We start from the raw sequence: 10,844 nt of genomic DNA on the forward strand, positions 1-10,844 counted from the left end.
GAGTTTGAGTCACTTCCAAAAAGAAACATCTATTGTACGGTCGGTTCGGTCTTGAAGTGTGCGATCTGGTCCCTAATTTAGCGCATTTGCCTGAGTCGGGATTGTCCAGCATTCGAGATGGTTAGGCATGCCGTTCGGAGTCGTATTAGTCATAAACGATCGTTACAATCGCTACCGAAATATAATGCCTGACTATTTTGATCTTACGACTGTTGCTATTTGATATGGTTCAACTTAGTTTGCATGAGTACAAGTCTGCATATGCCGAGCGCGCGTTGGTTTCAGGCGCACCTGTGGTCTCTTCGAGTCCAGAGCTCATGGCTCGCGCGTGCCCGGATCGTGCCCGCGTGAATTACTTTCTAGGTCTGGCGTATGCAGAATGTCAAAACTACCCACAAGCTTTGGAGAGCCTTCGCGAAGCAGTTACAATCTGCTCGGACTATCCCGAGGCACTCTACCAGCGCGGGCTAATATATTTTGCTCTCGGAAATTTTCAATTCGCGATTGCCGATTTTAATTATGCTCTCCACCTTTACTCTCAGTTTTATGGCGGAACAGGTTTCGATACTGTTGGTTCAACCATCGATACAATCGAGGGTATTGTCGGAGACTTCTGCTCGCCATTGAGCGAGCGCCAACAGGCGCTTCAAGACCGAGTAGCACTTGCCAAACTTCATAACGATCGCGGACTAGCTCACGAAAAATGGGGTGACTCTGAAGCAGCTGTCGCCGATTTCAATCGCGCAGTGCGGTACGACCCCGACTTTGCGGCTGCTTACGTTCACTGTGGCAATGTCTATTACGAATGCGGCAATTACGATGCGGCAATCGACAGTTTTGGTTGTGCTCTAGTTGTCGCACCCGATAGTTCCGCAATAGTGTATCGCCGAGGTTTGGCGCGAGCGGCACGCGGGAGGGCGACAGAGGCTATTGCCGATTTCAACCACTCCATAGCACTAAACCCGGACTGTGCGAAAGTTTATCTCCATCGTGGCATCACGCATATGCAAACAGGCAACTGGATTGAGGCAGTTGCCGATTACGAACGCGCAATATGGCTCGATCCAGAGTCGGAGTGCGCTTATTTACAGCGCGGTTTGGCATATCACGAGTTGGGCGACTTCGAGGGCGCTATCGCCGACTACAATCGGTCCCTCGAACTCAATCCCGACCTCTACCACGCCTTCGAAAGCCGCGAACGCGCGCACAAGAGCTTGGAAGCTTCTTGGGAGCCCGTTCCTACACCCGACGACTTCAAGTCCGTCGCAGCTAAAGCTTATTTGTATCGGGGCATTGAGTCAATTCGTATAGGTAATCAACGCGGTGCGATCGCCGATTTCGATCATGCGCTAGCGATTGTGCCAGATAACGTCGAGGCACTCTACAACCGCAGCATTGCCTACAACAAGCTCAACGACTGTGAAGCCGCAATTGCCGATCTACGCCGTATTTTGCAATTGCACCCCGACTTTGGCAATGCCGCCGATCGAATGTTCCAACTCCAACTCGAATTCAATTCTCATAAATTCAGGTTCGGGACGATCCTGCACCCGATCTCCCGTCACTGGCAGGTGTGGTTCGCACTGCACGGTCGGTATGTTACCTGCGTCTTTGCCAGCGGCGAACGCTCCCTAGCGGAATCCGTACGCGGCCAACTCGAAACTGCCCTTGATGCTCGAGAGCTGGATGCTGCCAGGGCGATCGTAGAGGTCATCGGCAACGTCGAGTCGATTGACGGTAGCTTGCCAGTGGATCCGCTCCCGGATAATTCTGTCGAGCAAATCGAACGCCGGATGCGCCGTTTTGCCTAAATTATGACTTTAACCTGGCATATCTGGAGAGTTCCTAACAAGGGTTAGCGTTTTGCTCGTACTGCCATGTCAAATGGTCGTCAGCAGCGAGCATCTCAAGAGATGCCATATCAACTGTGCGCGATCGCAGTCACTGCTAACCTATGGGGTCGACAGGGAGCGTCAGGTCTATTTCTAGGATGAAAGCGGCGATACACGGTCGTTGAGGTTTCCGAGCGCACTCCTTAACTGCCATCTCCATAAGTTGCATTCGGCAACCACTAGGACTCGGCATGATATCAAACCCCGCCAGAACACTATCGCAACCGAAGCCCAAAAACATCTTAGTTTCCAATATTGAGATGCCTGGCCATGGAGAATGCCTTCCAGGTTTGATACAAAAGTTATTGCGCGTTTGAATACGATCGGTGTATAGAATTTACGCAACGTCCTGTACCTGGCTAATGTTGTTTTAGCCTCCGCCAAAGCTGCGATTGTTGCTCAGCCATACTGTGCGGGGCACCTGCAAAACGTTCGGGCAAGCGCTTGTGAGACCCAGCTGAGAATCAGACGGCATCCGATTGAAGTTTTTACAATTCTTGGTTGTTTATTAATTGTTATCAGCGATATGAAGATCGTTAGTCGCAAATCTCTTGGTGTGCAGCATGTCTATGATATCGGCGTCGCTCGCGACCATAATTTCCTTTTAGCAAACGGTGCGATCGCGTCGAACTGCTTCAACAAATCGCATTCGACAGCATACGCCTACGTTACCTATCAAACTGCTTATTTGAAAGCAAATTATCCGGTCGAATATATGGCAGCGCTGCTGACAGCAAGCAGCAGCAGTAGCGACAAGGTCGAAAAATATATCGACACCTGTCGCAAGATGCACATTGATGTCGAACCTCCAGATATCAACCGGTCGAACGTCGATTTCACCCCCGTGGGTGACAAAATTCTTTTCGGCTTATCTGCCGTACGGCACGTGGGTGTGGGCGCGATTGAAGCCATCTTGGCGGCACGGGATACCGGGCGGTTCGAGTCGCTTGCCAATCTATGCACGCGGGTCGACCTCGGCGTTGTCAACCGGCGAGCGCTGGAGTCGCTGATTTACTGTGGGGCGTTCGATCGCCTGCAGTCCAACCGCCGACAGCTCGTCAACGACCTCCAACCCTCGATCGCGTGGGCGCATCAGCGCGCGCGGGAAAAAGCAAGCGGCCAAACCAATCTCTTAGACTTGCTCGGCGACTCTTCAGCGACGACGGAAGACGCCAGCGGCTTCGAACAGGCACCGGCAGCAGACCCCGTAGAGGATTTCTCGTCGACAGAAAAACTCAAGCAAGAGAAGGACTTACTGGGGTTCTACATATCCGACCATCCACTTGAGTCCACGCGCCAGGCCGCGGCCGTGTTCGCGCCAATCGAACTAGCGGACCTTGGAGCGCACCGCCGCAAGTACGTTTGCGCGGTTGCCATTCTCGTGGAAGTCAAGAAAATCACTACTAAAAAAGGCGATCGCATGGCCTTCGTGCGTCTAGAAGACGTGTCGGCACAAATTGAAGGCGTAGTGTTCCCGGAAACCTTCGCACGGATCGGGTCGATGCTGGCGGAAGAAGCTCGTTTGATCGTCTGGGGCAAGGGAGAGTTCCGCGACGATCGGGTTCAGTTGATCGTCAGCGACGCCGAGCCGATCGAGCGCGGTCGCACGCTCGTCGTAGAGCTGACGGCGGACGAAGCCCTAGATCGCGTGCGCCAGCAACAGTTACAGCATGTATTGAAAGGAGCAACTGGCGAACGCGATCGCCTGCGGATTCCAGTGGTCGGGCTGGTGCAGGACGGGGAATCACACCAGCTCGTCCGCTTCGGCAGCGATTTCTGGGTGCGAGACTATCGCAGCGCCGCGCGCGAACTCGCCGCGGTCGGCTTCCGCACGCGGGTCACCCCGATCGCTTCGGACAGCTAGCTTGCGCCCCCACAACCCAATCGTTCTAGAAGGCGAGCCCTCCGCAGGGAGCAGTTCGGACTGCGGCCATCCAAAGTTTTCAAGGATCCCAAGTTTTCAAGTTGCGCTCCTTACAGAACTCGTCGCGAACCAGATTCAAGCTCGCTGGCTCTAAAGTTTGTTCCTGGGTCGACAGGGCACTAGGCATTGCGTTCGCGGACGGCTTCAAGCACGCGGGAGAAGTAGAAGCGCGTGCTCGTCATGGCTTGGCGGCGGATGGCAAACCCTTCTGCCTGTAGCGCGGCAACAATGTCGCGCTCGGTATGTTGGTAGGCGCGCGTGGTTTTGCTCGGCCCTGGGAAGAACTCGCCGATTTTCTTCAGCAGGGTCAACAGCGGCGTCTTGGGTGCAAAGCTCAGGATTAAGCGTTCCTCGCTCGAGGCTGCCAAACGCGAAATCGTTTGAACGGCATCGGCGAGTGGGTAGTGGATGAGCACGTCCAGACAAATAACCGTGTGATAGCTACCGGCGATCGCGTCCATGTCCTGCACGGAAAACGTTACCGAACTGTTGTTGCTGAGTTCTTGTTGCGCCCGCGCCTGCGCTTCACCGACCATTTTCTCGGAGATGTCGCTGGCGAAGACGCGCGCGCCGGATTTAGCGAGGGGAATGCTTAAGCTGCCGACCCCGCAGCCAACATCGCAGATCGTTTGACCGGTCGTTACCCCATCTGCCTGCAGCCATGCCAATACAGTGTCGATAGTCTGTTGGTGTCCGACGCGGATATCGCGCTGTACCTTATTAACCTCGGCGGTCGTGCCATAGATGCGTCGCCAGCGCTCGAATCCCGTTGAGTTGAAGTAATCTCTGACGATGGTCTTATCGTCAGTGCCGCGGTCGGTGGTATTCGTACCCGTCATGTAGTTGAGGCGCGTGCCGGCACGCTGCGGTTTGTCAATGAACGTTAATGAACTCTTGCGAATAACTGTTGCAAAGCGCTTGCGATCATTAAGCTTAGCGCTGGCCGGTCGCCAGTGCAATCGATTGAGTGCTCGATGCCAGCACCAGTGCAGTAATGCGTGTCCTGCTGCGACGCTGCCCGCGTAAACTTTTGAACCGAGTTGTGGGCGTGGGTCGTTACAGCCCATCCGCCTATCTCGTCATGCTGGACTCCGAGGGTCGCGTGCGCGCAACTGGGTGGGGCATCGCTCGGCTAAAGCAACCGATTGGCACTTTAGGTAGGCTTGGGCGCAACTCCTCAAGGAAGAACGCGGCAGGATCGAGCAATTAGTGACAATGCGTATACTAGCTGCATGAGCAACCCCTCGCGTACTTCGAGTCAGCCCCTCAAGACGCAACCCCCACGCTTGGCCGCTCGCATTGAAGCCGTTCTCTATCTCGTAGGACAGCCGCTGCCGCTAGCCGAGATTGCCGAACGGGCTGCCTGCGATCGCGAGGCTGCCGCTGAAGCGCTGCTCGAACTCGCAACCGACTACACCCACCGCGACAGTGCCCTAGAAGTCGTCGAGACACCTGCCGGCTATGGCTTGCAGCTGCGCGCTGTGTTTCAAGCCTTGTTGCAAGATCTGGTCCCGTCGGAATTGGGAGTTGGGGCGCTGCGAACCCTAGCCGCGATCGCGCTGAAGTCTCCCTTACTGCAGACCGAGTTGATCGACCTGCGCGGTAGCGGTGCTTACCAACACGTTCAGGAACTCGTCCAGCTCGGCTTCGTGCGCAAACGCCGCCAGAGCGACGGGCGTTCCTTTTGGCTGGAAGTCTCCGACAAGTTCCACCACTATTTTGAAATCGACGAACGCACCCAGGTAATTGGACGGGCGGCACCCTTGCCTGCCGAACATTCTTCCGTTGAAACCGGCGATCGCGCAGACTAAACTAGACCGAGATCGAGCGGTTACTGACATCCGCACCGTACACAATTGGTTCGCGATCGCACCCTTCGCACCCGGGAAATCGCCATCTGGAACGTCAGGATCCGAATGACGATCTAAAGTAGAGAGAACATCTTCAACAGTTGCTAATGGTATTCGACCCAGAATTCTTCAACGCCAATGCCCAGGAGCAATCCCAGGCAGAGACAGAAGCGGGCGACAATCTGCTGCTGCAGTACCTTCAAGAGCAAAACCCCGAAATCCTCGCCCAGGTGGCGCGAGCGGTAACCCCCGAAGTCAAGCAAATCGTTTCCCAAAACGTGCAAGGGCTATTGGGAATGCTACCCAATGAAGCCTTTCACGTGCAGGTAACGACCGATCGCGAAAATCTCTCGACGCTGCTGGCATCAGCGATGATGACAGGTTATTTCCTGCGCCAGATGGAACAGCGCATGGAATTAGACATTAACTTGCACGGCGGTCTGAATTTTTAGCTCCACTCCCTCCTCGATTGAGGTCAGTCGCACCGAGTTCGGGCGATCGAGCACCGCCAGTGGCTGGCGTGCATTACCGACAAGCACTCCCACGCGCGCCGTTCGCCCCGCCGGCGAGTAGTGCGTTTGCATGTTCCTCAGAACTCGCCTCGCCCTAATGCACCCTATTTTCAATAGGCAAAGGTTGTTGCAACAGGGTGCGCGAAACTCCTATGATTGTCAACAAACCAAAGCTTATTGAGGGAGGGCGTCCGTGACTGCTCACACTACAGACTCCCTGAAGGCGGAGTTGAATGCGCGCGGCTGGCGCATGACGCCCCAACGCCAGACGATTTTGCACGCATTTCAAAAGCTACCCCGCGGCGACCATCTCAGCGCCGAAGAGCTGTGCGACTTTTTACAACAACGCGGCGAAACCGTTAGCTTGTCTACGATTTACCGCAGTTTAAAGTTGATGACGCGCATGGGTATCCTGCGCGAACTCGAACTCGCCGAGGGTCACAAACACTACGAACTCAATCGCCCGCATCCACACCACCACCACCATCTCGTGTGCATTCAGTGCAATCGCACGCTCGAATTTAAGAACGACTCGGTCCTCAAACAGTCGCTCAAGCAAGCAGAGAAAGAAGGGTTGCAGCTTATTGACTGCCAGCTGACTGTAATGACTATCTGCCCAGAAGCCATCCGTTTGGGCTGGCCGTCGGCATTGCCGAGCAACTGGATGTGCGCGCGCGCCCTTTCCGAAGGTCATGACGGCGATCGCATTGCGGCACTAGCAGCAGCAACCGTGGCGCATGAGTCCCAAATGGACGCGACCGAGGCGGATGGGGAACGCCAGTCTGCAATCGAGTAATCTCGCAAATGGTCGAACCAGAAATCGTTTCCAGCCTACTGGGTTTTCTGCAGTCTTATCGCTAGTCTTCCCGCACGACCGCGGCTGCCGAGTTTCCGTCACCGCGGGTGCCGAAGAACCATAGTGCCGCGGCGGCCTCGGCACGCGTTACTGGCTTTTGCGGTTGTAGCAGGCGCGTGAAGCCATACACTCGCCGGATATTGGCGCGATCGCCGTTATTGTAGTCGGCGAGAACGGCTGATAGTGCAATTGGGTCGACTTGTTCTATATCCTGAAATCCCCAGGCAGCCCGGACTGTCTCCACGGTTGCTGTCGGAAGTCCCTGGCGCAGGTCCAGTGGCACCTTCCACAACAGCAGCGTTTCTCGCGTAAGGGGTGCCTCGGGGCGAAAGCTCTTTACGGTAAGATCGCCGCTCAACTGCGAAGGAATCAGTCCTGCTTCAGCCAGTCCCTGTACGGCAGGAAACTCTGGAGCCGAAGGCGGTACGTCTGCAAATACCGGGTCCTCAGTTACCGCAATAGCACGCAGACGATCGCCTGGACGCTCGCGCATTAGGTTGTTTGCAGCCACGAGCCAGCGGGCGAAGTCCCCGCGGGAAACGGGCTCGTTCGGCACGAAACGATCTCCTGTTGCCGCATCCAGCACGCCAAGAGCCGCTACGTCGCGCAGATATGGTTGGAGTGCTTCGGGTGCTGCTGAAATGTCGACGAATGTTTTCGGTCCGGGCGCCACTGCAGGCTCGAACGATTCGGATTCTGGTGCATCGTTGCGCGCAGTATTGCCGTTTGCATGCGTTTCTGCGGGGGGGGTGGCAGCTCCGCCCGCATCGGGTGGCGTATAGTCCGGCGGCGTAACGCGCGTCTGCCTCTCGTAGGTCAAGGCGATCGTTGTCGGCTCCGTGAGGTTGGCTTGCGTCAACTCGATCCTGGCATTGAGATTGCCGCGTCGAGCGCTCAGTTTCGTCGGGTCGATGGCGGGCTCGGACGCGATCTCTATCGGGTCCAGGATCCAACCGTCCTCGTTTAGGACGCGCTTGTAGAAGCTGGCGATCGGCGTGAGCCCGCTGTCCGACTCCCACAGTACGCGACCGCGATTGTCGGCTGTATCATCGTCTAGCAGTCGTACCTCTGGATACACCGGGATGGCTTCCGGTAACGCTTCCGGTCGGGTAGCATTGGCGGCATCGGCATCTCCGAACTCCGGTGCGAACGTCTCCGTCACCTCGGGCCCATTATTCAAACCCGGATCGGGAGCCAGACGCTCTTGCCAGGCAGCATCACTGCTGCAGGCACTCAACCATCCGAGTGCCCCGATCGCGATCGCGCAGCGCACCAGCCCGCGAATTTGAAACCGACTCAACTTCCGCAAACCCCCTTAAACGCAGGGACCTAACGCCTTTAAGCTAGCGCAGTCGCAGCGGTTGTTGAAGGGTGGCTGTGCTATGTCTGGTATCGTCATCCTGTCACTCGAGAGAACACTTGTGGTTGCAATTCGGTGCGGAGATCGCGCGTTTGCCAATATCGAGGCGATCGTTTTCGACAAAGACGGCACACTGGAAGACTCTCTATCGTTCCTACGAGAGCTGGCCCGACGGCGGGCGCGATTTATCGACGCGCAAATTCCGGGTACGGGCGACCCACTGCTTATGGCTTGCGGCATCCAAGACGAGCGCATCGACCCCACTGGCATGATGGCAGTGGGCAGCCGCAGCGAATGCAAAATTGCCGCTGCCGCTTACATCGCCGAAACTGGGCGGAGCTGGTCCGAGGCGCTGGCGATCGCGGAGATGGCTTTTGTAGAAGCCGATCGCACCCTACCGCGCACCGTTGATGTATCGCCGCTGTTTCCAGGCGTGCGCGCAACGCTAGAAACCTTACATGCCGCTGGCGTCCAACTCGCCATTCTTTCTGCCGATTCCCCAACGGGCGTGGCTGCCTGTGTCGAGCGCCACGAACTCGGTGCGTACTTTCGGGTGTTGGCGGGGGTCGAAAGCGGTCAGAATAGTAAGCCCGATCCGCAGTTATTATTAAAGGTTTGTCGCACACTGAACGTTTCGCCAGCGATGACGCTGATGGTGGGCGACTCGGCTGTCGATATAGAGATGGCCCGCCGGGCCGCGGCCGCGGGTGCCGTGGGAATTGCTTGGGACGGCAGCACTGCCGAATGCTTGGCTGCTGCCGACATTGTCTTAGCTCGTCTCGACGCGATCGTAGCCCATACCGAGTAAGACACTTGTCCGCCGTTAAAGGCTGCACCCACCCGTTGTCCCGGTGGCAGCAGCAGAATGCTGTTATGATGCATCCTGAAAAGCGCTGCGATCGTGCTATTGGCAATTTCCACCACCTATGATAATGCCGACCTGCGATCGGACCGCAGGCGATCGCGCCAATTACTTAAAGTTCCGGAGGGCTGCGAACTTTGTCTCGTCGATATCTTTTCAGTTCTGAATCGGTTACGGAAGGCCATCCCGACAAGATCTGCGACCAGATTTCCGACACGATCCTCGACGCCCTCCTTGCCGGAGATCCCAGCAGCCGCGTTGCGGCTGAGGTCGTCGTCAACACGGGTTTAGTGCTCGTAACCGGGGAGATCACGTCGCAAGCAGCGATCCACTATGCCAACCTCGTGCGCGAGAAGATTGCCGAGATCGGCTACACCGATGCCGATAATGGTTTCTCCGCCGACAGCTGCTCGGTCATGATCGCAATCGACGAGCAGTCGCCCGACATCTCCCAAGGTGTCTCTGCAGCGCGCGAATCTCGATTAAGCAAAAGCGACGACGAGCTCGATCGCATCGGTGCAGGCGACCAGGGATTGATGTTCGGCTTTGCTTGCAACGAAACCCCCGAGCTGATGCCGCTGCCGATCAGCCTCGCCCACCGCATCACGCGCCGCCTCGCGCTCGTTCGCAAGTCCGGAGAGCTGGGCTATCTGCGCCCGGATGGCAAGAGCCAAGTGACGGTGGTTTATGAAGACGGCAAGCCCGTCGGCATCGACACGATTTTGATCTCCACCCAGCACGATGCTGAAGTCGGTGGCACCACCGACGAAGCTGCCGTTCATGCCCAGATCAAAAGGGATCTCTGGCCGACAGTCATCGAGCCGGTGTTTAGCGACCTCGCTATTAAACCCGGCGACACCACCAGGTACCTAGTCAATCCAACGGGTAAGTTTGTCGTCGGCGGCCCTCAGGGCGATTCGGGTCTGACCGGACGCAAGATCATCGTCGATACCTACGGCGGCTATTCCCGTCACGGCGGCGGTGCCTTCTCGGGCAAGGACCCAACGAAAGTCGATCGCAGTGCGGCTTACGCAGCGCGCTATGCGGCGAAGAACATCGTCGCGGCCGGCTTGGCCGACAAGTGCGAGGTACAGCTGAGCTACGCGATAGGCGTGGCGCGCCCGGTCAGCATCCTTGTGGAAACCTTCGGGACCGGCAAGGTGGATGAAGAGCGCTTGTTGGAGCTCGTGCGCGACCACTTCGAGCTGCGTCCGGCAGGTATCATCCAAGCCTTCAACCTGCGCGGGTTGCCCGGTGAGCGAGGCGGTCGCTTCTTCCAAGACACGGCAGCATACGGTCACTTCGGTCGCCCAGACCTGGATCTGCCTTGGGAGCGTACGGACAAGGCCGCGCTCCTCAAGGAATCGCTCGCGGTTAACGCTTAAGCATCCATCTGGTCAGTGCCAGTTGAGACCGCACCGAATTCGGTGCGGTCTCGGCATTTTCAAGTCGCAGGCGATCGCATCTCGGTCGTTCAACCGCGCGGATTGCTGCCGCCGGACGATCGGCACGGACAAACACAAAAAATGGGACAAACCGGCACGAGACAAACTCGATGCCTGTTTGTCTCGCAATGAAGTCGGTTGCC

General features: G+C 56.8%; 10 protein-coding genes. 7 read left to right on the top strand and 3 right to left on the bottom strand.

Annotation, left to right across the window (positions count from 1 at the left end):
* The first annotated feature begins 317 nt into the window (after window positions 1-317).
* Together KR51_RS01310 and KR51_RS01315 are read left to right on the top strand one after the other, a co-directional pair.
* Complete coding sequence (locus tag KR51_RS01310; protein ID WP_232214493.1) at window positions 318-1,811, top strand: tetratricopeptide repeat protein; 1,494 nt, start codon at window positions 318-320, stop codon at window positions 1,809-1,811.
* A 607-nt stretch (window positions 1,812-2,418) separates the two neighbouring features.
* Window positions 2,419-3,756 carry a helix-hairpin-helix domain-containing protein gene (locus KR51_RS01315; RefSeq protein WP_022604037.1) on the top strand — a complete coding sequence of 446 codons (1,338 nt, stop codon included), beginning with the start codon at window positions 2,419-2,421 and terminating at the stop codon, window positions 3,754-3,756.
* 179 nt (window positions 3,757-3,935) lie between these two features.
* Here the strand turns inward: KR51_RS01315 and bchM are convergent, their stop codons facing one another.
* Complete coding sequence (gene bchM, locus KR51_RS01320; protein WP_022604039.1) at window positions 3,936-4,655, bottom strand: magnesium protoporphyrin IX methyltransferase; 720 nt, start codon at window positions 4,653-4,655, stop codon at window positions 3,936-3,938.
* A gap of 393 nt (window positions 4,656-5,048) precedes the next feature.
* On the opposite strand from bchM, the gene scpB reads away from it, so the two are divergent.
* Window positions 5,049-5,627 carry an SMC-Scp complex subunit ScpB gene (gene scpB / locus KR51_RS01325; protein WP_022604041.1) on the top strand — a complete coding sequence of 193 codons (579 nt, stop codon included), beginning with the start codon at window positions 5,049-5,051 and terminating at the stop codon, window positions 5,625-5,627.
* 146 nt (window positions 5,628-5,773) lie between these two features.
* Entirely contained in the window at window positions 5,774-6,118 is a 345-nt protein-coding gene (locus KR51_RS01330; RefSeq protein ID WP_022604042.1) for a DUF760 domain-containing protein, read from the top strand.
* Here KR51_RS01330 and KR51_RS19060 read toward each other — a convergent pair.
* Window positions 6,083-6,250 (bottom strand): hypothetical protein, encoded by a 168-nt coding sequence (locus KR51_RS19060; RefSeq protein ID WP_022604044.1) that lies wholly within the window; start codon window positions 6,248-6,250, stop codon window positions 6,083-6,085. The two genes, KR51_RS01330 and KR51_RS19060, sit on opposite strands and share 36 nt — an antisense overlap.
* A 178-nt stretch (window positions 6,251-6,428) precedes the next feature.
* Between KR51_RS19060 and KR51_RS01335 the strand changes: the two genes are divergently transcribed.
* The gene (locus KR51_RS01335) at window positions 6,429-6,974 is read left to right on the top strand and encodes a transcriptional repressor (protein WP_408638076.1); all 546 of its coding nucleotides are present in this window, start codon (window positions 6,429-6,431) and stop codon (window positions 6,972-6,974) included.
* A 61-nt stretch (window positions 6,975-7,035) separates the two neighbouring features.
* On the opposite strand, the gene KR51_RS01340 is transcribed toward KR51_RS01335, so the two are convergent.
* Window positions 7,036-8,334: an S-layer homology domain-containing protein gene (locus KR51_RS01340; RefSeq protein ID WP_198016650.1), complete on the bottom strand. Its 1,299-nt coding sequence runs from the start codon at window positions 8,332-8,334 to the stop codon at window positions 7,036-7,038.
* A 121-nt stretch (window positions 8,335-8,455) separates the two neighbouring features.
* On the opposite strand from KR51_RS01340, the gene KR51_RS01345 reads away from it, so the two are divergent.
* Entirely contained in the window at window positions 8,456-9,202 is a 747-nt protein-coding gene (locus KR51_RS01345; RefSeq protein WP_040654667.1) for an HAD family hydrolase, read from the top strand.
* 191 nt (window positions 9,203-9,393) lie between these two features.
* The gene (metK, locus tag KR51_RS01350; protein WP_022604052.1) at window positions 9,394-10,641 is read left to right on the top strand and encodes a methionine adenosyltransferase; all 1,248 of its coding nucleotides are present in this window, start codon (window positions 9,394-9,396) and stop codon (window positions 10,639-10,641) included.
* Window positions 10,642-10,844: the final 203 nt, after the last annotated feature.

The sequence above is a fragment of the Rubidibacter lacunae KORDI 51-2 genome, assembly GCF_000473895.1.
Taxonomy (GTDB): domain Bacteria; phylum Cyanobacteriota; class Cyanobacteriia; order Cyanobacteriales; family Rubidibacteraceae; genus Rubidibacter; species Rubidibacter lacunae.